Consider the following 23,135-nt stretch of genomic DNA (forward strand, 5'->3'; position numbering starts at 1 on the left):
TAAACGATAATTGATTAGTGATGATTGATTTAGTAGATCATTTATCATTAATCATCTATCAATAATAATTAATTTATGATCATAGATTCAATACAAAACGCAGATAAATATATAAGTTTACATCCGTTATTTGCAACTGCATTCAATTTTCTACAAGGCAAAGATTTGCAAAACCTAGAAGATGGAAAGCATGAAATCGCGGAAGGTTTAAAATTAATCGTAAGCAACGGAAACGGAAAAACAACAGAAACAAGCTTGGAAAAATTTGAATGTCATCAACAAAATATAGACATACAAGTTTGTGTAAATGGTACAGAAACCATTGGCTGGAAACCAAAAGAAAAATGCACAAACCCAAAAGAAGACTATAATTCAGAAAAAGATGTACAATTTTTCAAAGATTCACCAGATATGTTTTTTCAATTGACGGATGGTCAATTTGTAATATTTTATCCAGAAGACGTGCATGCACCAATGATAGGAGAAGGCGCAATAAAAAAATTAGTATTTAAAGTAAAAATATAATGAACAATATAAAAAAAGTTTCCGAAGCTATCGTAAACCAAGGGATGCTTCCACTCTATTTCAACCCGAGTGAAGAAGTAACCATAGAAATTCTAAAAAGTATTTACAAAGCAGGAATCCGCGCCGTAGAATATACCAATCGTGGTGCTGCAGCACTTTCTAACTTCAAAAAAATGGTAGAAATTCGCGATGCAGAAATGCCAGATTTATTGCTAGGTATCGGTACCATCAAGAATATGGAGCACGCTCAACAATTTTTGGATGCGAAAGCAGATTTTTTCATCAGTCCAGGATTTGTGCCAGAAGTTGCAACATTTTTAATTCCAAAAGATATATTTTACAGTCCAGGTTGTATGACACCAACTGAAATTATCGCCGCAGAAAATGCAGGGGTTAGTTTCATCAAATTATTTCCTGGCAATATGCTTGGACCAGATTTTTTGAGCGGAATAAAAGATATTTTCCCGAATCTTCTTTTCATGCCAACTGGCGGAGTAGATACGACTATAGAAAATATATCTGGCTGGTACAAAGCTGGAGTATCTGCAGTAGGAATGGGCAGCAAACTGATTAGCAAAGCATTGATGGAGGCAAAAGATTATACTACTATGGAGGCCGAAACAAAAAAAGTTTTAGAAGTAATAGCCGAAATTAAAGGTAAATAACTCCTGAATTATTTATTTTAATTAATGTTAATAAACATTAGCATAATTTAAATAAAGTTTCAATTAGAAATTGTTAATTTTACGCAACCAATTTGGTAAACCAATAATTGATTGAAAAATGAATGTAGATTTAGTACAAAAAAAAGAAAACCATATCACGCAGAAAGAGATTATTGCCAAAATAAGAGAATTAATTAATTTTAAAAATCTAGAACCAGGCGATAAATTACCTTCCGAAAGAATGCTATCAGATAAATTTGATGTCTCTAGGAGCAACGTGAGAGATGCGATACATAAGTTGGAATTCTATGGTATTTTAAAATCTATAGCACAAAGCGGAACTTTTGTTGCAGATATTGGCGCGATTGCCATCAATGGGATGATTGATGATATTTTGCGATTAGAAGAACCAGATTTTAAATCTCTAGTAGAAACCAGAATTCTTTTAGAATTAAAAACTGTAAGATTAGCTGCATTGCGCAGAACAGACGAAGATTTAGAGAAATTACAAACAGCATTAAGCGCATATACAAAAAAAGTTTTGGCAGGTGAAGATGCAGTACAAGAAGATTTGCTCTTCCATTTAGCAATTGCAAAAGCAAGCGGAAATAGCACTTTAAATACATTTATGCTCACCATTACGCCAGAAATCATTGCTTATTTTAATGAATTTCATCTCTGCGATCAAGGGCAAAAAATTGCAGTGATAGCAGAACATAAATCCATTTTTGAAGCAATAAAAAATCAGGATACACAACTAGCAAAACAAATGATGAAGGATCACTTTAGAATTCTTTATGATTTTTGCTACAAAAAAGGCTAGAATTTTTAAACAAATTGATTTGAATTTGCACCCGTAATTTCATTAATATTTAAAGATTTTTAGCGATTAAATAAAATATTAAAACATGAAATTAACAGGTTTACGTTGGTGGGTAGTTACTTTAATAGCTATTGCAACAATTATTAATTATATAGATCGTACCTCTTTAAGTGTACTATGGCCAGAAATAGCCAAAGAACTTTATCCAGATCATTCTGCAGATGAAACAAAATCCATATATGCAATTATTTCTATAATATTTGTATTTTCATACGCGATCGGACAAGCAATTTTCGGAAAAATATTTGATTGGATAGGCACCAGATTAGGTTTTGTATTGTCTATAGGTGTTTGGTCTGTAGCTACAGCATTGCACGCTTTTGCACAAGGTGTATTAAGTTTTGGTATTTTTCGTGCAATATTGGGAGTTGCAGAAGCTGGAAACTGGCCTGGAGCAACAAAGGGAAATGCAGAATGGTTTCCCACAAAAGAACGAGCACTCGCACAAGGAATTTTTAACTCGGGAGCAGCAATTGGTGGTATTATTTCTATTCCATTGATTGCATATCTGACCGTCTATTTCGATTGGAAAATGATATTCGTATTGATAGGTGCAGCGGGTTTGCTATGGTTAGTTCCTTGGTGGATTTTGGTAAAAGCACCACCCGAAAAACACCCATGGATTACCGATAAAGAGAGAGAATATATACTGACAGGACAAAGAAATGAAGACTTTGACGGTGATGGAGACAAAGATCAAGAGTATAATCCTAATACAAAAGAATTGCTTAGCCACAAACAAAGTTGGGGAGTAATTCTAGCATCTGCGGCAATAGATCCAATTTGGTGGCTGTTTGTTTTCTGGATTCCAATTTATTTGAATGAAGTTTATGGAATGGATGTAAAATCTATCGGGCTTTATGGTTGGGTTCCTTATGCAGGAGCAATGTTGGGAGCTTGGTTCGGCGGATTATTCGCGCAAAACAGACTAAAAGCTGGCTGGAATATTACCAAAACAAGAAAAACGATTATTACCATCGGCTGTTTAATAATGCTACCTGCTTTGATAGCAATGCTTAATCCTGGCGGACCAACTTCCGCAGTAATGATTATGGCAGTTATTTTATTCGGTTTTCAAACTGCAATTGGTAATATTCAAACATTAACAAGTGATTTATTTAGCGGAAAAACGGTAGGATCATTATCTGGATATTCAGGAATGGCAGCAAAATTAAGTGCTGCAGGACTCACCTATTTAGTTCCATGGCTCACAAGTGGTGGAAATTATACTCCAGCATTTGCTATAGGAGCAGGTTTGGCAGTAGTAACATTAGCAAGCATTTGGATTTTGGTTCCTAAAGTAGAACCAGTAACAAGAAATTAATTAAAATTAAATATTAAATTAGATAAATATGAGTAATTCAAACGGAAAAGTAGCAGTAGTAACAGGCGCAACAGGCGGAATCGGCTTTGCGGTTTGCCAAAGATTAGGGAAAGATGGTTACACCGTAATTTTAAATGGAATAGATGATGCAGCAGGAGCAGAAAAAGTAGCAGCATTACAAAATGAAGGGATAACTGCAGAATATTACGGTTTTGACGTAACCAATGAAGAAGCGGTAAATTCAAACATCAATAAAATTGGAGAGAAATATGGTAAAATAGATGTTGTTGTAAACAATGCAGGTGGACTTGGTGGAAGAATGAGATTTGAAGAAATGACTACAGAATTTTACAGAAATGTAATGGCATTAAATCTTGATTCTACTTTCTTTATTTCTAGAGCAGCAATTCCTTACTTGAAAAAAGGAGAAAATGCTACCATTATCAATTATACATCCAACGCAACTTGGAACGGAGGTGGTCCAGGAGCTGGAGTTTATGCAACTTCAAAAGCTGGTGTACAAGCAATAACAAGAGCAATGGCTAAAGATTTAGCTGAATATGGAATTCGTGTAAATGCGGTTTCCCCAGGAACGATAGATACTCCTTTTCATGCGCAAATAAAAGCTACAAAACCAGAAGTTTTCGCTTCTTGGAAAGATAGCATTATGCTTGGTAGATTGGGAGAACCAAACGAAGTAGCGAATGTAGTATCTTTCTTAGCAGGTAATGATTCTTCTTTTTTAACTGCCGAAACGATTCAAATTGGAGGTGGACAAGCTTTGGGTATCTAAGAAATCCTAAAATATATTTTAAATCATCAAAACTATTGTTTTGATGATTTTTTTTTCTCAAAAATAGGAAAGCAGATTATATCTACATTAACATAAAATCAATTAAAAACTGATTTACATACTAATTTCAAAGGCATACTTATAATATTTTAAATAAAAGATAAGTTTATTGGTAAACCAATTTGGTAAACCAAATATTTTGTTTTACATTTGACTTGTTTAATATTTCAAATGCAGTAAAACGATGAAATTTATTTTTAAAATTATTTTTGTATGTATTTTGGTACAAAATTGCGGAAGAGCAACTGAAGAAATTGTTTCTGCAACGCAAGTTCCAATTGCTACACCAGAAATTCCTGCAACTGGTTTTGCAAATATTAATCTTGCCAATTGGAAAGTAACAACACCTTTGGATATGGATAATAACGGCAGCCCAGACGAATTTTCTGCAGCGCAAATACAAAACGGTGGATATAGAAATATTGCAGCTCTACAGCCATTTATGTATGATGATACCAGCGATAAATCTATCGTTTTTTATGCTTATCCAAATATTTCTACAGCTAATAGTGATTATTCTAGATCCGAATTGCGAGAGATGATCAACCCTACAAATTCAAAAATAAACTGGACGCTAAACCAAGGTGGAACCATTGAAGGCAATTTAAAAATGGTTTCCATCACGCCAGAAAATGCTAGTTCTGGATCTAGTAATACATACCATAGAGCAATTGTAATGCAGATACATGGTATTATCTCTCAGTCGGATATGACTACGTATGGTTTTACGTCAAATAGTGCTCCTCCATTATTAAAAATATTTTGGATAGACGGCAAAATCATAGCCTACAAAAAAACACTAGTAAATTCCAACACAACGGGAATAGATTTATACAGCAGCTCTAGCTCCATCTGGACAGATATTTCTTACGATTTTGGAACAGTTGGCTATAATCCTTTTGATTTAAAAATTGTAGCAAGTGCCGGAAAACTAATTGTGACTGTTAATGGCACCAATTCCCATACTTTCCAAGACACAAGTTTAGCAAAATGGCCATTCGAAAACTATTTTAAAGCGGGAAATTATTTAATAACTACAGAACCGACAGCAAAAGCTACCGTAAAATATTTTAAACTTAACGTAACTCATTAACTAAAAAAAATTATAAAAAATGAAAACAAAATTACTATTTATTGCTGCGTATGCATTTGCTACATCAGCAGCTTTCGGACAAACAACTTTATTTTCCGATAATTTTGATAAAGCTGGTCTACCAGATCCGCCTGCATCACCAAGTCAAAATCAGGGTTTTTCTGGAGCAGCAGGCACTACATCTACGGCTATATCTGCGGTTGCAACGTATACTGGTGTTAATACTTCCTTGTGGAAATTAGATTCTGGCAACGGAACATCCGGCTTAAATGCAATTTATACCGCAGGTAATTCTAGTTATACCACCAATTTAAGCTTACAAGGTACTTCTTCTGTTACTGCAGGTGCAGCAACAAGAGCTACAGCCACAGTTGCTGTTCCTGTTCCGTTTTCTGGAGTTTTAAGTTCTAATGCAGAAAAATTGACATGGTCTTTCGCATTGCGCACAAATAGATCTTCACAATTGCCGCAACTTACTACCGCATTTACTCCCGCGCTTACTGCTGCAAGTAGTACTGCAACGTCCATAGGTTTTATCGTCGCTACAAATTTAGCGGCTGGTGGAGACATCACGACCACCGGAAGCGGATATGCAATAATATACTCTGGCGGAAGTGGCACTACCAATGCGTACACTTTTGGATCTTTCACAGGTGGACTTAATTCTCAAGCTTCTTTCACGCCTTTACTTTCTGTGGATAATATTACTGCGAGCACAAATGGATGCTCAATTATTTTATCCTATACTCCATCCACAAATACTTGGGAAATGAATGTAAGACAAGATTTGGTCACAAGTTTACCAGATCCTCAATCTTCCACCGCAAATGCATATATCGCTTCCACACCTGCGAGTGTTGTAAATACAACCTATACAAATTTAGCAACTACCAATATGATGCTTTATTACAACTATAGCGGCACAAATGGTATTTATTTAGACAATTTAAAAGTAACCTCCGGTTCTACTACAGTTCCTTCAGTTTTGGGCGTTTCGGATGTAAAAAATGCCAGCGTATTATCTATTTATCCAAATCCAGCAAGAGAATATTTTATCTTGGAAAGTAAAAAATCCATCAACGAAATTGCAATCTACAATGCTGAAGGCAGAATCGTAAAAAGCATTTCAAATCCTAAATCTAACCGTGTAGATATTAGTTCTTTGGAAAAAGGCTATTATGTGGTGAAAATTCTTTCGGACAAAACTGAGTCTAGCAAAAAGTTAATTGTAGAATAATAAAAAATCATTTTTAATAAATTAAAGGCTAAAATTTTAAATTTTAGCCTTTAATGCTTTTTATGAGACCGAGTTTTTTGTAATATTTTACCTAATAATTTTCAGAAAACATACAATATTTCTTGGCTTATGTTATTAAGTTCAAACTTATTGCCAATTACTTTGCCCATCATTATATTAGCCATCGGACTTTCTTCTGATATTGCATAAAAACGATCATCCTCAAAAAAAAACTCTCCGAGAGATACAGAAATGTAAAATCTCGCTTTGTTTGTAATGACTAAAGATCCCAGCTGAATAATGTTTGTTTTTGATAGCAAAACTTTTTGCATTTTGCTTTGCATATTTTTAAGCGTAAACATTTGCTTATCCAATTGATAAATTTCTTCTTGTATTTCTTCCCGAAAAGAATCATATTTTGGTGCTTTTTTTATATCTCTACTAGCTTCCAACGTAAAGTTTCTATAAAATTCTAGTTTTTTCACTTTGGCTTTAATTATATCAATTACATAAGACCTTATGTTGTTTTTTGAATAGTCTTTCAACAGCATTTTATAAATTTTTATTAAATATAAAATTATTTTTTTAATCAAATTGAGTAATTTTGTAATTAAGATAAAACTTCATTCAATAATATAAAAATCATCAATGAATAATCCACTTTTAGAAACTTTTTCAAATCTTCACGATTCTGCACCATTTTCTGCTATCAAAGAAGAACATTTCTTACCAGCATTTACACAATTAATTGATGAATCTGAAAAAGAAATAGAAAAAATTGCGCAAAATATAGAAGAACCAATCTTTGAAAATACAATAGAAGCATTGGCCTTCTCTGGTGAAAAATTAGATATCGTTTCACATTTATTTTTTAATTTAAACTCTGCAGAAACCAACGACGAATTGCAAAAAATAGCGCAAGAAATTTCGCCCTTACTTTCTGCCTTTTCCAGCAAAATTTCTCAAAACGAAAAACTATTTTTAAGAATTAAAAATGTGTTTGATGGTAAAACACAACTAAATTTAACGGAAGAGCAACAAACGTTGCTAAACGAAACCTACAAAGGATTTGTGAGAAGTGGCGCATTGCTAAATAACGAGGACAAAAAAACACTGGAAGAAATAGATGCAAATCTCTCTCTAAAATCATTACAATTTGGACAAAACGTTTTAGCCTCAACAAATGCTTATTTCAAAAATATTTTAGATAAAAATGAGCTCGCAGGAATTCCAGAAGCTATCCTTTCACAATATAAAGCAGATGCAGAAGAACGTAATTTAGAAGGTTATGTAATCACACTAGATTACCCAAGTTATTTGCCCGCAGTTACCTATGCCGAAAATAGAAAATTGAGATCAGAATTAGCTTTAGCGAATGGCAGAAAATCCTTTGATGGCGGAGAATTTGATAACCAGAATTTAGTTAAAGAATTAATAGCCTTAAAACAGAAAAAAGCAGAACTTCTTGGTTATCAAAATTACGCAACCTACGTATTGGAAGAGAGAATGGCACAAAATTCTGCCAAAGTTTTTGAATTTTTAAAAGAACTAAGTCAGAAAGCAAAACCTTTTGCAGAGCAAGAAATTTTAGAATTAAAAAAATTAGCAGAAAAAGACGGTATATCAGAAATGCAAACTTATGATCATGCTTTCTACGCAGAAAAATTGCGCAAACAAAAATTCGACCTCAATGATGAAGAATTAAAACCATATTTTCAACTAGAGAAAGTGCAAGAAGCCGTTTTTAGTTTAGCAAAAAAATTGTTTCATTTAGATTTTAAAGAAAATACAGAAATAGATACCTATAATAACGAAGTGAAAACCTACGAAATTTTTGAAAATGGCAACTTCAAATCCTTACTGTATGTAGATTATTTCCCAAGAAAAGGTAAGCGTGCAGGTGCTTGGATGACGAGTTATCAAAATCAATACAAAAAAAATGGAGTAGAAAAAAGACCACACATCAGTGTAGTTTGCAATTTTTCTAAACCCACAAAAGATGCACCAAGTTTGCTCACATTTCAAGAAGTTACTACGCTTTTCCATGAGTTTGGCCATGCTCTTCATGGTGTTTTGGCAAATACGGTTTATCCAACTCTTTCTGGAACATCTGTGAAATGGGATTTTGTAGAATTGCCTTCCCAATTTTTGGAAAATTATTGCTACGAACCAGAATTTCTAAAAACATTCGCCAAACATTTCGAAACTGGCGAAATTTTATCTGATGAAAAGATAGAAAAAATTTCTGCAAGCAAAAGTTTTATGGAAGGCTATCAAACTTTGAGACAAGTTGGTTTGGCTACATTAGACATGAAATACCACAGCGAATTTGTTGGTGAAAAAAGCATCAAAATATTTGAAGATGAGACATTAAAAGAGATGCAACTTTATCCTGTAAACCCCGAAACTGCTATAAGCCCAAGTTTTTCTCACATCTTTGCAGGTGGATATTCAGCAGGATATTACTCTTACAAATGGGCAGAAGTTTTGGATGCAGACGCTTTTCAATATTTTAAAGAAAATGGCATTTTTGATAAAGAAATCGCCGATAAATATAAAGTTCTGTTAGAATCTGGTGGAAGCAAAAACCCGATGGATTTATACAAAAATTTCCGTGGAAGTGAACCAAATGTAGAAAGTTTGTTGAAGCGAGCTTTTGGTTAATATGCAATGTTGAATTTTAAAATAGATCAAAATTCAATTTTACACTTAATATCTTTGCAAAATTTATTGTTAAAAACGTCCTTGGAATAAGGGCGTTTTTTACTGTACATTATTTGTTGTCAGTTTTGCTCTTGCTTTTGCAAGCATTGGAATAGATAAAAGACCAAGTACAATCATTATCACCAATTGCATCGTGTGAGAAATAAAAGCGTAGGCCAAACCGACTTCTGCACCTTCTTCGAAAGACAATCCCATAGAAAGAAAAAGAGCGCCAATTCCTAATTTTAAAGCGGCATGAAAAGCACCAATTCCGCCAGAAGCAGGTACCATCATTCCTAAAGTTCCAACTACGATAACGAAAAAGCCGTCTGCAAAAGTAAAATTAGAAGTTTCTGGCAATGCAAAACAAACAAGATAAGCTGCCAAATAATAACAGATCCATATTGCTAATGACAAATAGATAAATTTAAATTTTTGTTTTAATTTAAAAATCGATAAAACACCTTGAAATATTCCCTCTACAAATGCAATGATTTTTGCTAAAAAACTAAACTTTTTAAAATAATTTTTAAAATAGAAAAAACAGAAGATGCCGAAAAATAAAATTCCTATAAAAACAAGAATTTTAGTGGGATTCAAATCTATGTTGGCTTCCGAATAAAATGCCAATATCGCATCATATTTGAATATGAGCGTAAGAAGTAGAAAACCTCCCATGCAAACCAAATCTACCACACGTTCTAAAATAATGGTACCAAATGATTTCTCTACCGGAACTTTTTCTACGCCAAAAAGCGCAGTAGAACGCGCCAATTCACCACTTCTTGGTATCGTAAGATTCATTAAATATCCAAAGGAAAGCGTCCAAAATGAATTAGAATTTGAAATTTTGTAGCCCATAGGTTCCAAAAGCAAATTCCATCTGATTGCACGAAACCAATACGCCAAGATACCAAAAACAGCCCCTGAAAAAACCCAGAAATAGTTGGCTTTTGCAAAATATCCTGCTATTTTTTCAAACTCCATTCCTCTTAAAGCATACCACATGAAAAAAATAGCAATAGCCAAAGAAATCGCAATAGTAAGAAATGTTTTAAAAGAATTTGATTTTTTTTCTACCTCCAAAATTCGAAAAAATTAGGTAAGTAGATTGGTGTGCTCATCTGGAAAGATGATTTTTGGCTGAAATTCTTTAGCTTCTTCTGGTGTCATCTGTGCAAAAGCGATAATGATGATGATATCACCTTTTTGCACTCTCCTTGCTGCAGGACCATTTAAACAAATTTCGCCAGATTTTCTCTTCCCTTTTATGGTGTACGTATCGAAACGTTCCCCATTGTTTACATTTACAATATATACACGCTCACCAACGATAATGCCAGAAGCTTCTAGCAAATCTTCATCAATGGTGATGCTTCCGATATAATTAAGATCAGATTCGGTAACGCGAACTCTGTGAATTTTTGATTTGAAAACTTCAATTAGCATTTTGCAAATTTATTAATAAAAATCGGAATTAAAAACCACTTTTCTCTTCTATCTACTTAATTTTTTTAAATTTAATCTGCTTATAAATCCAGAAAGAAAAATTTGTTCATTTTATTAAATTCGCAATTTTAAATTTAAATTAATGGAAGAATGTTATAATTGATTAACAAGGCTTTTTATCTTATAACAACTTCTGTAAATACTATAAATTAGGTTACATTCTGATTATTAAATGATTAAATTTACGTGAACAATACTAATATTATTCTGCAAATAGTGAAATAAATTTGAATATATTGAAAATTGTATTATATTTGCTAATACTAGAACACTAACTTTAATAAAAAAAATTATGAACAAATCTGAATTAATTGACGCAATGTCTCAAGACGCAGGGATTTCTAAAGTTGCTGCAAAAGCTGCACTAGAATCTTTTATGTCTAATGTAACTTCTACATTGAAAGAAAAAGATGGAAAAGTATCTTTAGTAGGTTTTGGAACTTTCTCTGTAGTAGAAAGAGCTGCGAGACAAGGTATCAATCCTTCTACGAAACAGCCTATCAGTATTGCTGCAAAAAAAGTTGCTAAATTTAAAGCTGGAGCAGAATTAGCTACATCTACAGCTGGTGCAAAAGAAAAAGCTCCTGCAAAGAAAAAATAATTTCTCAGAAAATTAAAATAAAAAAACCGCCAATTGGCGGTTTTTTTTATGGTGCTAATCTGCAAATACTCCAAGAGTTTTCTTTATCTTTTTTGTATAAAATCCTATCGTGCAAGCGGTTTGGTCGCCCCTGCCAAAATTCTATCTCATAAGGTTTTGCAATATATCCACCCCAATTTTCGGGACGAGAAATATTTTTTCCTTCATATTCATTTTCTAATTTATGCAATCTATCTTCTAGAAATTGTCTATTTTCTATCACACTGCTTTGCGGAGATACTATCGCTCCCAATTGGCTTCCACGTGGTCTTTCGTTAAAATAGGAATCGCTAAGATCTTGCGAAACTCTTTCTACTCGGGCTTTTATTATAATCTGCCTTTCTAAGGATGGCCAAAAAAATTGAATTCCAGCTAATTGCGTTTTATCCAAAGATTCTCCCTTTTTACTTTCATAATTAGTGTAGAAAATAAATCCCTCTTCTGAGTAAGATTTTAAAAGTACCGTGCGAATTCTAGGACAACCATCTTCTTCCATAGTAGAAACAGACATTGCGTTTGCTTCAGAAATATGTTCATTTCCTTTGGCTTCATCAAACCAATTTTGAAATTGAATAAGCGGATTTTCATTGATTTGATCTTCAACTAAGTTATTTTTTTCATAAGATTTGCGATGATGATGCAGGTTTTCCATTTTTTTATTAAATTTGAGAATGAGTAAGTCTTACAAAGGTAAAATTTTAATTTCCACACCAGATATTTCTGGCGATATTTTTTCAAGATCCGTCGTTTTGATTATAGATCATAACGAAGAAGGTGCTTTTGGATTGATTTTAAATAAAAAAAATAAACACGTAAGCGAGAGTTTAGATAAAATATTGGGCTACAAAGTTGACATTTATGAAGGCGGACCCGTGGAAAATGATAAAGTTTTTTATATCGTAAAAGGTAAACCATTAAGTAAATTTGCACTACCCATTAATGAGGAATATTATTTAACAGAAGATAGCCAGAAGATAATTGATGAGATTTTAAATGGAAATTTGCACATCTATGATGTAAAAGTATTTTCTGGCTATTCTGGTTGGGCTGCAAAACAACTAGAGACAGAAATTCTAAATAAATCTTGGACACTAGTAGATGTTTACAATTTGGATTTTACTTTGCCGAATGACCAAAATTTATGGAAAAACATCATGCAAAATCTTGGCGGTGAATTTCTGCTTTGGGCAAATGCTCCAGAAGATGTGAGTTTAAATTAAACCTGAAAAGATTTAACAAAACTTTAGTATTTCGTTTTAAATTTTTAACATCTTCTTTACGTTTAATAATAACAAAACAAATAATCTATGAGAAAATTTCTTACTTATTCTACCGTTTGTATTTTTGCTGCAACAGCATTATTTTCGTTTAAAAATGATAAAAAAATAATTCTAATAGATGCAGGTCATGGTGGAGAAGATCATGGCGCAACGCAAAATAATATTGCTGAAAAAGATATCGTTTTAGATATTGCAAATATGATAAAAAATAGCAATAGAAATGAAGAAGTAGAAATCATACTTACTAGAGATAGTAACGAAAGTCTATCCTTCGTAGATAGAATTAAGAAGATTGGCGAAGCAAAACCAGATTTGGTACTTTCTATTCACACCAATAAAACACCGAAACCAAATACGAACATTGGTAAAGAAATTTACATTCAAGAAAATGAAGCTTCAAAAAAATATGGCGAAATATTATCTAAAAACTTTGATAATTGCCCTCTAAAAACTCAGAATCTCCACATTTTGAGAAATTCTACATCTCCAGCTTTGGTTTTTGAAATGGGAAATATCAGCAATGAAAATGATTTCAACTATTTGAATAGCGATATAGGAAAAAGAGAAATAAGCAGAAAAATATTAAAATTTATAGAAGAAATATAAACATTCAACATAAAGATAGCTCATTTTTTGAGATTTAAAAAACCCGATAAACGACTGTTCCCGAATGGTTATTTATTGGGTTTGTCTATTTTAGGAATGTTTGTTTCCACTGATCAATCATTTCTGAAAACCGTTCATTTGTAAAAGATTTATTGCGAATTTTTGAAACGGGGAAAATTCCTTTCTTATCAGAAATCATCAAAATTTCGTCAGATTTTTGGGTTTCAAAAGCGATTAATTCCGCTTGTTCTATCTCAGCCAATTTGTTTTTGTGAACAAAGGTCACAAAACTTTCTAGTAACGGCGAAATATAAGCTCCCTCACTTATTTTTGGAATTTTGATGGTATTATCTTTTAACAACAACAAATTTCCATAAATAGATCTTGCTATTCTTTTTTGAGCATTAAGCAAAATCAAATCATCTAACTCGTTTTCTTTCGCATAGATTTCTGCATAGATATTTTCTGCGCAAGGCACTTGTATATTGCTTAATAAAGAATTTCCTACGGCAATTTCTTTTATCATGTCCAAAGAAATTGGATTTTTTAAAGAAAAAACATCTTCATCATTTACAACAGTTGCATGATAAGAAATGGTGGCATTTTGCAAAGAAATGCTCTCGGAATTTCTAAAAACTAGGAAGTGAATAAAAGCATTTTCAATTCCTTTTTCAATTACATTTATTTGAAAAAGCTCTTGAAAAAAATCTAACGTATATTCCATCGGGATTTTCATTCGCATTTTTCGCATAGATGCCATTAAGAAAAAATAAACATCTTCTGCTAAAATGAATTCAGAATTTCTGATAAAATAGGTAACCTGTACAGAATCTCCAAAAAGGAATGCTCTATTTTCGGCTGAAAAATCATTAGAACTGAAAGTAAAATCGTTAAAATGCATAAAAATTTTTAAAAAAAAATGAACGAAAAAAATCGCTCATCTATAGTGTATATTAAAACAGAAATTAAGCTGCTCCTAATTTAATTTGTAAATTTTCTATTAAATTCTCCCAGTACAATCTATTTTCATCTTCTTCACCTTCTTCGCAGAAATCTGTAACAATCAATGCTAGATCGTCTGTAATATCATCTATTACAATAGTCATTTCAAAATAATTTTTTGTTCCTTCATCTTCTTCCCAACGAAATCTTACGAAGTTTTCTGCTTTATATCTTACAAGCGTTGCTTTTTCTTCGGGACTATTTCCCCATGTGAAGAAAAAATCGTCTCCTCTTTCCACAACCTCATCTGCGAACCATTCTCCCAAACCTTCTGCACTTGCCAAGTATTCGTACAATATCTCCGAGAGACAGTGCATAGAAAATTCGTATTGGACTTTATGTTTCGCCATAATTTGCGTACTTTTATAATGTGCCGCAATATATAAATTTATTTTAGATTAGCACAAAAAATGAAAACATTTTTCGGAAATATGTTAAATTTCATTTAATACCTTCAATATAATTTCGCAACCGGCCTTTATTTCTTCTAAAGAAAGATTTAAAGGTGGCGAAATTCTCAAAAATTCATTATTATACAATTGCCAAAATACAATTAAGCCGTTTTCCATGCATCGTTTTGCAACAGCTAACGTAAATTCTGGTTTTCCAAGATTCACAGCCAACATCAAACCTTTTCCATTGATCTGCAATATTTTTGGGTGAATTAGTAATTCTCGGAACAACTGTTCTTTTTCTCCAATTTTTTCCATTAAATTTTCCTCAAAAACACCTTCTAATGTTGCCAAACTTGCCGCTGCAATCAAAGGATTGCCCCCGAAAGTAGTGATATGACCTAACTTCGGCTCATGAGAAAGTGTTTCCATTATTTTTTCTGAACTCATGAAAGCACCTACTGGAACACCACCTCCCATTCCTTTTCCCATTACAAAAATATCTGGAACCATATTATAATGCTCAAAAGCAAACAATTTTCCTGTTCTACCAAAACCTGGTTGTATTTCGTCTAAGATTAATAGTGCTCCAACTTCTTCGCAGCGATTTTTTAAATTTTTAAAATAATTTTGATCCGGCATCAAAAATCCTGCTGCTCCTTGTATGGTTTCTGCAATTACGCAGGCAGTTTTTTCTGTGATTTTAGAAAATTCTGTTTCATCATTAAAGTTAATAAAAGATACCATTGGCAAAAGCGGACGAAATTCTCTTTTATGATATTCGTTCCCAGAAACGGAAAGTGCACCATGCGTATTTCCGTGGTAAGAATTTTTCATAGATATGATTTCTTCTCTTCCTGTGTATCGTTTTGCCAACTTTAAAGCACCGTCTATTGCTTCTGCTCCGCTGTTTACAAGATAGGTAACTTCTAAAGGTTCTGGTGTTTTCTCTGCCAAAAGTTTGCACAGTGCAATAGGATTTTCCTGAGCATATTCGCCATAAACCATTACGTGCAAATACTTTTCTGCTTGCGCTTTGATGGCGTTTACAATTTTTGGATGCGAATGTCCGAGGGTATTTGCAGAAACTCCGGCTACAAAATCCAGATATTTTCGGCCATCTGTTCCATAAATATAGCTTCCTTCGGCTTTTTCTACTTCAAAACCTGCAGCAAATTTTGTAGTTTGAGCTTGAAATTGGAAGAAATCTTTTTGCATTGAAATATTGTTTTTACAAAGATAATTAATTGTAAATTTCTACGAGTGGATTTTTTAAAAAGTCAATTTTTTCAAGTGAATTTAAAAGTCAATTTTGAAAAGAAAAATTTTTTGCAATTACATAATTGTTCCCAACGGATAATAATTTGTATTCTTCTTTATTTAAATTTAATTTATAAAAAGTTTTTGTTTTAATACTAAGCAAATCACATTGCTCGATAATCTTTTCGCTAATGCTCATCGGTGCCGAACATAATTTTCCAAAACCATTTTCAATAACACGTTTTACCCTTTCAAGCGAAAAGTCTAACTCTAAAAATTCAAAATAACTTCTCCAATCTCTACATTCTTTTGTTTCATTATCGATGGTTTTTTTAAAAATATTAAGTAATTCTTAAGATTGTGGATAAGGTGAATTAATAAAAATTTCAACAAAAGTATCTTGATAATTTGTAAGCAGAGGATGTTTATTAAGAATATTTAAATAACCTTCAGTTCCTTTAATAAAATGAAATTCTTTTTTAGAATCAAAATTAATTTGATAGTCTTGTTTAAGAAATTCAACAATCATAAAAGTTGTTTGCGTTGATAAAATTTTTACATTTCTTCCAACTAAATCTTCGATATTTTTTAATCTCATTCTACAAAATGTTTAAATTTAAAAATATTGAATTATTGTAAATTTAAAAAATTCACCATTCATTCCAAAGAAAATATACTCCGAAGGAAATTCGCTATTTCCAACCGCCACCTAAAGCTTTATACAAATCTATATTGGCTTTCATTTTGATGAATTCTGCGTTAGAAATATTCAGTTCTGCGGTTAAAAGTCTTTCGCTAGAATTTAAAACTTCAAGATAATTTGCTAAACCATAGTTCACCAATTGCTGAGAGTCATCCACAGATTTTTGGTAGGCGTTTTTTTCTTTTATTTTAAAATTTAAAAACTCCTCTTGAGATTGGTATCTTTTCAAAGCACTAGAAACTTCTTCACCTGCTTGTAAATAGGTTTTCTTAAAATTGAGATAGGCAATTTGCTTATCTGCAAGACTTACTTCATAAGCTGTTTTTATCAATCTTTTATTCAAAATGGGTTGCGTCAATCCTGCTGCTACATTTGCAAAAAGAGAATTCACACTGAACAATTTATCTAATTCTATTCCTTGTACACCAGAACTTGCAGTAATTTTAAAACTTGGATAAAAAGCTGCTCTTGCAGCATTTGTAAGTTCTAATTTCTGTTTTAATTGATATTCTGCCTGAAAAACATCTGGACGATTTGCCAATAATTGCGAAGAATAACCTGTAGAAATATTGGAAGGAAAAACTTGGCTTTTCGAAGACGATCTCTCTATCTTTTGAGGCGAAATACCCATCAAAACGGATGTAGAATTTTCTAAAATTTCTATTTGCACATCTATATCTACCAATAAAGCTTGAGCATTAAAAACCAAGGCTTCGCTCTGCTGAACGGCAACTTCGGTAAGAATTCCTGCTATTTTTAGAGCTTTTGTAGTTTCAAGATTTTTATTTCTTAAGATTATCGTTTCATTGATGATTCTTTTTTGCTCATCAAAAGTCAAAAGTTGATAATAATTGTTTGCAATATTAGCTACTAATTCACTTTTAATCCGTTGATGTGCTGCAACTGTAGACATATAGCCAGCAAATTGTGCTTTTTCTTGTGCATTTAATTTTCCCCAAATATCTGCTTCCCAAGAAAAATTTGCAGTAATATCATATTGATTGATGTACCTTCTTTCTCCAAAAATTTGTCCAAATTGAGTGTTTAAAGATTGCGTTTGAAAAGTATAATCTGGACCTGCAGAAACAGTGGGCAAAAAGGCTGCTTTGCTTTGTTTTAAATAAGCTTCCGAAGAAACGATATTTTGCACCGCAATTCTTACATCCAAATTATTTTGAAGCGCAACATCTAAATGCTTTTGCAAAATTTTATCTGTAAAAAATTCTTTGTAAGAAATGCTCGCAATAGTACTGCTGTCTTTTGGAAGATTATCAGTGCGAAAAACATTTTCGTTTATATCTTCAGGTCGCTCATATTTTGTTCTCGTCATACAAGACGCGAGTGTGAACGAAGCAGTTACAAATAATGCTATATATTTTATATTAAAATTTAATTTCATTTTTATATTTTAAATTATTCGGCTAAACTTAAATCTTCTTTCTTCAATGGTTTGATCTTCTCTTGCAGTGTTTGAAAAATAACAAACAAAACTGGGATGGCTAACAAACCTAAAAAAGTACCGATAAATAATCCTGCAGCTGCACCAGTACCAATAGAACGATTTCCTACAGAACCAATACCAGAAGCAAAAACAAGCGGCAACATACCAAAAATAAAGGCAAAAGAGGTCATTAAAATTGGTCTTAATCTCGCTTTTGCAGCATTGATTGCGGCTAAAGATATACTTTCGCCGTGCATTCTTCTTTGTACGGCAAACTCTACAATAAGAATTGCATTTTTGGCGAGCAAACCTACCAACATGATCAGCGCAATTTGGAAATAAATATTGTTTTCTAAACCTGCCACGCTTTGTCCCATGTATGCTCCGAAAACACCTAAAGGAAGGGATAGTACGACTGCTAATGGCAATACATAACTTTCATATTGTGCGGCTAAAATAAAATAAACAAATATTAAACTCAAGCCAAAAATCAATGCAGTTTGAGAAGATGAGCTAATTTCCTCGCGAGAAAGTCCTGTAAATTGCACTTCGTAATTGGATGGCAAACTTTCTGCTGCTGCAGCTTGTACAGCTTTTAGTGCATCACCAGAACTATAACCTTCCGCATTATTTCCGGTAACTTTCACGGATGTAAAAAGATTGTATCTACTCACAGATTGTGGCCCAAAAGTTCTTTCAAAATTAACGAATTGAGAAAGTGGTGCCATTACTCCAGAACTTGTTTTGATATAAATACTATTCAAACTTTCTATGCTGCTGCGAATATCTGGTAGACCTTGCACAATAACGCGGAATTGTTTCCCATATTTTGTGAAATCTGCAGCATAAACTCCTCCTACATAACCTTGCATTGATGCTAAGATATCGTCTACAGAAATTCCACTTTCTTGAGCTCTTGCTACGTTTATTTGCAATTGATATTGTGGGAATTTTGTATTAAAAGAGGTTTGTGCAAATTCTATCTCCGGTTTTTGTAAAAGCGTTCCCACAAATTTTTGAGTATTTGCATCTAATTCTTTTAATTCTCCCCCAGATTTATCTAAAAGCACCATTTCAAAACCAGAACTAGAACCATAACCTGGAACAGATCCTGGTTGAAAAAACACAATTTTTGCTCCGGAAATTCCGGCGGCTGCTCCAAATAATTTTTTGGTAATCACATCTATTGATTGCTCAGAATCTTTGGCTCTTTCTTTAAAATCACCTAATTTAATAAAAGCAAGACCTGCATTGCTACCATTTCCCGAAAGGAAACTTCTACCCGTTGCAATCGTCATTCCGGTTACACCTGGAACTTTTACTACTTCTTTCTGCAATTGAGACATGATGGTATAGGTTCTTTCCATAGAAGAACTTGCCGGTAATTCTACGTTTGCGAAAATAATTCCACGATCTTCTTTGGGTACAAAACCTGCAGGCATGGTAGAATTTGCCCACCAGAATAAACCGCCTGCAAAACCAAAAATTAAAAGGGTAACCCATTTATGTCTAAGTAAAAAAACAAAACCTTGTCCGTATTTTTTTGTTGCGGTATTAAAACCTACATTAAATTTATAAAAGAATTTTTGCAATAAATTTTTATCTTGATATTCTTTATTATGATGGTTGGCCTTCAGCAATAGAGCACATAAAACTGGACTCAACGTTAGTGCATTTACTGCCGAAATTAGAATTGCTATAATTAAAGTAATTCCAAATTGTTGATAGAAAACTCCGGTTGGTCCTGTGATAAAGGTAACAGGTATAAAAACGGCAGCCATAACCAAGGTGATGGAAATAATAGCACCTGTAATTTCATCCATCGCACCGACGGTTGCTTTTTTTACATTTTTTTCTCCACCTTCTAGCTTTGCATGTACAGCTTCTACAACGACGATAGCATCATCTACTACAATACCGATGGCTAAAACCAAGGCAAAAAGTGTAAGTAAATTTAGAGAATATCCTAATAAATTTAAAAAGAAGAATGTACCAATAATGGAAACCGGAACTGCAATTGCAGGAATTAATGTCGAGCGAAAATCTTGAAGGAATATATAAACCACAAGAAAAACGAGAATGAAAGCTTCAAATAAAGTCATCAACACTTTCTCAATTGAGGCGTCTAGAAATTCATTGGTATCAAAATTTACCGTGTAATCTACTCCTTCTGGAAAAGATTTTTTGGATTCATTTAATGATTTTTTAATTTCATTAATAATTTCTTGTGCATTTGAACCAGGTGTTTGAAATATCCCCATACTTACGGAAGGATTTCCATCTCGCTCACCGATTCCTGCGTAAGAAAGTGCATCTAATTTTACTTTTGCAACATCTTTTAAACGTAAAAATTGACCATTTCCTAAAGCCTTCAATACAATATCATCGTATTGCTCTTGATTGCTAAATTTACCAGGATAGGTAATCGTATATTCAAATGAGCTTCCGCTGTTAGAACCAATTTGTCCTGCTGCAGCTTCTCTACTTTGAGAATTGATTGCTGCGGTAACATCAGAAGGTTCTAAAGAATAAGCCGCCATTTTTGCAGGATCTAACCAGATGCGCATTGCATAATTTTTGCCCCCAAAAACATTGGCATCTCCTACTCCATTTACTCTTTTTAAATTTGGTATAATATTGATGTTCAAATAATTTTGAAGCCAAGTATCATCTAAGTTTTTATTTTTTGTATAAAACGTCAGATACATCAATGCACTGCTATTTTGTTTCTGAGTGATAACACCAGAGCGAGTAACCTCACTAGGCAAAAGTGGCGTAGCACGAGCTACCTTATTTTGCACATTCACAGCAGCTATATCTGCATCAATACCCTGCTTAAAAAAAACATTAATACTTGCAGAGCCATCATTTCCGGCAGAAGATTCTATATAATCCATGCCTTCTACTCCATTGATTTGCTCTTCTAAAGGTATGATGACACTTTTCAAAACCGTTTCAGCATTGGCTCCAGAATAATTTGCGGAAACCCGAACTGTGGCTGGTGCAATATCCGGATATTGAGTAACTGGTAATTCTTTTAAGCCTAAAATCCCTAAAATAACAATCATTATTGAAATTACGGTGGAAAGTACAGGTCTATTTATAAATTGTTTAATCATTAGAAAATTGGTTTTATAGATTCTACAATTTCATCCATTTTTACTGGTTTTTCTATAATCTTACTACCCGTTTTCAAACCTGTGAAACCAGAAGCAATTATTTTATCTCCTTTTTTAAGACCAGAACCTACAATCGCAAAATTATTAACTCTATCCTGTAATTTTACTACAGAAACTACGGCAGAATCTTTTTGAATTTTGTAGACATATACCAAACCTTGCTCTTCGTAGGTAGAAACTTCTGGTATTACGAGTACGCTATCATAATTTTTTGGCAATTTGATCGTTCCAGAATTCCCATTGCTTAAAAGTTTATTTGCATTGGGAAATTTAACTTTAAATTGAATGGTTCCAGTTTGAGGATCTACTTGACCCGTTACGGTTTCTATTTTTCCCTTTTCGTTGTAATTGCTACCATTGGCTAACTCTAATTCTACCATTGGCAAATTTCTCAATTTTTCTGAAATAGTAGCACCATAAGAATTTTCTAGAAAATCAAAGTATGCTTTCTCGTTCATTGTGAAATAGGCATATATTTCTGAAGTATCAGAAATTGTAGTTAATGCAACAGGATCTGAAGGACCTACTAAGCTTCCAACTTTTAAAGGCAATTGACCAATAACACCGCTAATTGGAGCACGAATTACAGAATAATCTATATTCGCAGCTACTCCATTATAATTTGCTCTTGCTTGGGAAGTACCAGCTTCAGCTTGTTGTTTTGCCGCTCTAGCTTGTTGCACCATTGCATTTGCTTTCGCAAGATTTGCATAAGCTGTTTGCAATTGCACGTTGCTTATAATATTTTTATCTACCAAAGGTTTCAATTTATTTACTTCAACCTGTGCGGCATTTACAGAAGCTTGGGCAGCAGTAATATTGCTATTTGCAGCAGAGACATTGGCTTGAGCAGCAGAAATACCAGATTTTGCGGCAGCTGCATTTTCGGATAATACATTTGTTTCTAAACGAAAAAGTGGTTGACCTTTTGACACATATTGTCCTTCATTTACCAACACTTGCGTGATGTAACCTTGAATTTTCGCACGCACTTCATTATTAGTTTTACCTTCTAAACTAGCTGGAAAACTTTGATATCCCGTTAAATTTTTGGATTCCACGGTGATCACCGGAAAAGGTTTTGGACCGTCATTTTTTGGTGCTTCATCTTTTTTGCAAGAAGATAAAACACTGAAAACTGCCAATAAGGTAATTATATATGTCTTCATATTATTGATTTAATTTTTTTAAAGTTTGAGAGAAATTTTCTATGTTAGTTTTTAAAAGCGAAATATAAATTTCTAGTTTAGATATGTAAATTTTACTGCACTCATCAGTTTCGGACATTTGACGAAATTTTTTCAAACCTTCCAAGATTTCCATTTCTTTTGTAAATTTATTCATCAAACAATCAAACCGTACGTTCACATAATCTGGATTGAGGATAAAGAAACGTTTTCTATTGTCTATCTTATTTATAGTAGAAAGATATCCGTTGGATTGTAGCAAATTTAAATTAGATGAAACTGAGCTTTTGCTGGCTTTCATCAATTCTACAATTTCATCAAAAGTGACGCCTACATTATTAAAATCGAAAGTAAGGTAGGAGTATATTTTCGCAGCCAAAGGCGGAAGACGATAACTTTCTTCATAAAAATGGACTAACTTTTGGTAAAGTGATTCGTCTATTTCAAATGGTTTTTCCAATGATTAAAAATTTAGTTTGCAAATATAGTTTTTTAGTTTCGAACAAACCGAACCAATTATTTAATTAGTAAAATATTAGAATATTTTTTCGTAATTGTATAAATAGTCAGCGCTTAAAAACACTATGATTTTCAATTTCTAAAATTTTAATATTGATATTTTCTGGAATTTTTGATTCCAAGTTAAAGTTATC

General features: G+C 32.9%; 23 protein-coding genes. 11 read left to right on the forward strand and 12 right to left on the reverse strand.

The features are described from left to right. The first annotated feature begins 75 nt into the window (after nucleotides 1–75). From HNQ03_RS08325 to HNQ03_RS08355, 7 genes are all read left to right on the forward strand, one after another. On the forward strand, nucleotides 76–525 hold the full coding sequence (locus HNQ03_RS08325; RefSeq protein ID WP_173779208.1) for a YhcH/YjgK/YiaL family protein: 450 nt from the start codon (nucleotides 76–78) through the stop codon (nucleotides 523–525). Then, nucleotides 525–1,190, forward strand: a complete 666-nt coding sequence (locus HNQ03_RS08330; protein ID WP_173779209.1) for a beta/alpha barrel domain-containing protein — start codon at nucleotides 525–527, stop codon at nucleotides 1,188–1,190. The genes HNQ03_RS08325 and HNQ03_RS08330 overlap by 1 nt, the downstream gene beginning before the upstream one ends. Nucleotides 1,191–1,308: 118 nt before the next feature. After that, on the forward strand, nucleotides 1,309–2,013 hold the full coding sequence (locus HNQ03_RS08335) for a FadR/GntR family transcriptional regulator (protein ID WP_173779210.1): 705 nt from the start codon (nucleotides 1,309–1,311) through the stop codon (nucleotides 2,011–2,013). 85 nt (nucleotides 2,014–2,098) lie between these two features. Next, entirely contained in the window at nucleotides 2,099–3,397 is a 1,299-nt protein-coding gene (locus tag HNQ03_RS08340) for an MFS transporter (RefSeq protein WP_173779211.1), read from the forward strand. Between the two features lie 28 nt (nucleotides 3,398–3,425). Beyond that, entirely contained in the window at nucleotides 3,426–4,190 is a 765-nt protein-coding gene (locus tag HNQ03_RS08345; RefSeq protein WP_173779212.1) for an SDR family NAD(P)-dependent oxidoreductase, read from the forward strand. 244 nt (nucleotides 4,191–4,434) lie between these two features. Further along, the gene (locus HNQ03_RS08350) at nucleotides 4,435–5,343 is read left to right on the forward strand and encodes a polysaccharide lyase family 7 protein (RefSeq protein WP_173779213.1); all 909 of its coding nucleotides are present in this window, start codon (nucleotides 4,435–4,437) and stop codon (nucleotides 5,341–5,343) included. A gap of 19 nt (nucleotides 5,344–5,362) precedes the next feature. Further along, nucleotides 5,363–6,580: a T9SS type A sorting domain-containing protein gene (locus HNQ03_RS08355; RefSeq protein WP_173779214.1), complete on the forward strand. Its 1,218-nt coding sequence runs from the start codon at nucleotides 5,363–5,365 to the stop codon at nucleotides 6,578–6,580. A gap of 101 nt (nucleotides 6,581–6,681) precedes the next feature. Here HNQ03_RS08355 and HNQ03_RS08360 read toward each other — a convergent pair whose 3' ends face one another. After that, complete coding sequence (locus HNQ03_RS08360) at nucleotides 6,682–7,131, reverse strand: hypothetical protein (RefSeq protein ID WP_173779215.1); 450 nt, start codon at nucleotides 7,129–7,131, stop codon at nucleotides 6,682–6,684. 97 nt (nucleotides 7,132–7,228) lie between these two features. Here HNQ03_RS08360 and HNQ03_RS08365 point away from each other — a divergent pair, with 97 nt between their 5' ends. Beyond that, a complete protein-coding gene (locus tag HNQ03_RS08365) occupies nucleotides 7,229–9,244 on the forward strand; it encodes a M3 family metallopeptidase (RefSeq protein WP_173779216.1) in 2,016 nt (671 codons plus the stop codon). Nucleotides 9,245–9,343: 99 nt separating this feature from the next. Here HNQ03_RS08365 and HNQ03_RS08370 read toward each other — a convergent pair whose 3' ends face one another. Both HNQ03_RS08370 and panD read right to left on the reverse strand, forming a co-directional pair. Further along, nucleotides 9,344–10,291, reverse strand: a complete 948-nt coding sequence (locus HNQ03_RS08370; RefSeq protein WP_382405004.1) for a lysylphosphatidylglycerol synthase transmembrane domain-containing protein — start codon at nucleotides 10,289–10,291, stop codon at nucleotides 9,344–9,346. 90 nt (nucleotides 10,292–10,381) lie between these two features. Then, a complete protein-coding gene (gene panD / locus HNQ03_RS08375) occupies nucleotides 10,382–10,732 on the reverse strand; it encodes an aspartate 1-decarboxylase (RefSeq protein WP_173779218.1) in 351 nt (116 codons plus the stop codon). A 352-nt stretch (nucleotides 10,733–11,084) separates the two neighbouring features. Here panD and HNQ03_RS08380 point away from each other — a divergent pair, with 352 nt between their 5' ends. Next, complete coding sequence (locus tag HNQ03_RS08380) at nucleotides 11,085–11,393, forward strand: HU family DNA-binding protein (RefSeq protein ID WP_173779219.1); 309 nt, start codon at nucleotides 11,085–11,087, stop codon at nucleotides 11,391–11,393. 46 nt (nucleotides 11,394–11,439) lie between these two features. Here HNQ03_RS08380 and pdxH read toward each other — a convergent pair whose 3' ends face one another. After that, nucleotides 11,440–12,084, reverse strand: a complete 645-nt coding sequence (gene pdxH / locus HNQ03_RS08385; RefSeq protein ID WP_173779220.1) for a pyridoxamine 5'-phosphate oxidase — start codon at nucleotides 12,082–12,084, stop codon at nucleotides 11,440–11,442. A 19-nt stretch (nucleotides 12,085–12,103) separates the two neighbouring features. Between pdxH and HNQ03_RS08390 the strand changes: the two genes are divergently transcribed. Both HNQ03_RS08390 and HNQ03_RS08395 read left to right on the forward strand, forming a co-directional pair. Next, nucleotides 12,104–12,652 (forward strand): YqgE/AlgH family protein, encoded by a 549-nt coding sequence (locus tag HNQ03_RS08390; protein WP_173779221.1) that lies wholly within the window; start codon nucleotides 12,104–12,106, stop codon nucleotides 12,650–12,652. 87 nt (nucleotides 12,653–12,739) lie between these two features. After that, the gene (locus tag HNQ03_RS08395; RefSeq protein WP_173779222.1) at nucleotides 12,740–13,318 is read left to right on the forward strand and encodes an N-acetylmuramoyl-L-alanine amidase family protein; all 579 of its coding nucleotides are present in this window, start codon (nucleotides 12,740–12,742) and stop codon (nucleotides 13,316–13,318) included. A gap of 85 nt (nucleotides 13,319–13,403) precedes the next feature. Here the strand turns inward: HNQ03_RS08395 and HNQ03_RS08400 are convergent, their stop codons facing one another. From HNQ03_RS08400 to HNQ03_RS08435, 8 genes are all read right to left on the reverse strand, one after another. After that, nucleotides 13,404–14,219 (reverse strand): aminotransferase class IV, encoded by an 816-nt coding sequence (locus HNQ03_RS08400; RefSeq protein ID WP_173779223.1) that lies wholly within the window; start codon nucleotides 14,217–14,219, stop codon nucleotides 13,404–13,406. A 64-nt stretch (nucleotides 14,220–14,283) separates the two neighbouring features. After that, complete coding sequence (locus HNQ03_RS08405) at nucleotides 14,284–14,670, reverse strand: START-like domain-containing protein (RefSeq protein ID WP_173779224.1); 387 nt, start codon at nucleotides 14,668–14,670, stop codon at nucleotides 14,284–14,286. 84 nt (nucleotides 14,671–14,754) lie between these two features. Then, nucleotides 14,755–15,930: an aspartate aminotransferase family protein gene (locus HNQ03_RS08410; RefSeq protein ID WP_173779225.1), complete on the reverse strand. Its 1,176-nt coding sequence runs from the start codon at nucleotides 15,928–15,930 to the stop codon at nucleotides 14,755–14,757. 394 nt (nucleotides 15,931–16,324) lie between these two features. Beyond that, nucleotides 16,325–16,570, reverse strand: a complete 246-nt coding sequence (locus HNQ03_RS08415) for a hypothetical protein (protein ID WP_173779226.1) — start codon at nucleotides 16,568–16,570, stop codon at nucleotides 16,325–16,327. A gap of 94 nt (nucleotides 16,571–16,664) precedes the next feature. Further along, entirely contained in the window at nucleotides 16,665–18,074 is a 1,410-nt protein-coding gene (locus HNQ03_RS08420; protein WP_173779227.1) for an efflux transporter outer membrane subunit, read from the reverse strand. Nucleotides 18,075–18,088: 14 nt separating this feature from the next. Next, nucleotides 18,089–21,235, reverse strand: a complete 3,147-nt coding sequence (locus tag HNQ03_RS08425) for an efflux RND transporter permease subunit (RefSeq protein ID WP_173779228.1) — start codon at nucleotides 21,233–21,235, stop codon at nucleotides 18,089–18,091. Beyond that, nucleotides 21,235–22,464: an efflux RND transporter periplasmic adaptor subunit gene (locus tag HNQ03_RS08430; protein ID WP_173779229.1), complete on the reverse strand. Its 1,230-nt coding sequence runs from the start codon at nucleotides 22,462–22,464 to the stop codon at nucleotides 21,235–21,237. The genes HNQ03_RS08425 and HNQ03_RS08430 overlap by 1 nt, the downstream gene beginning before the upstream one ends. A 1-nt stretch (nucleotide 22,465) precedes the next feature. Further along, complete coding sequence (locus tag HNQ03_RS08435; protein WP_173779230.1) at nucleotides 22,466–22,942, reverse strand: GbsR/MarR family transcriptional regulator; 477 nt, start codon at nucleotides 22,940–22,942, stop codon at nucleotides 22,466–22,468. Nucleotides 22,943–23,135: the final 193 nt, after the last annotated feature.

Source organism: Frigoriflavimonas asaccharolytica, from assembly GCF_013294015.1.
GTDB classification, from domain to species: Bacteria; Bacteroidota; Bacteroidia; order Flavobacteriales; family Weeksellaceae; genus Frigoriflavimonas; species Frigoriflavimonas asaccharolytica.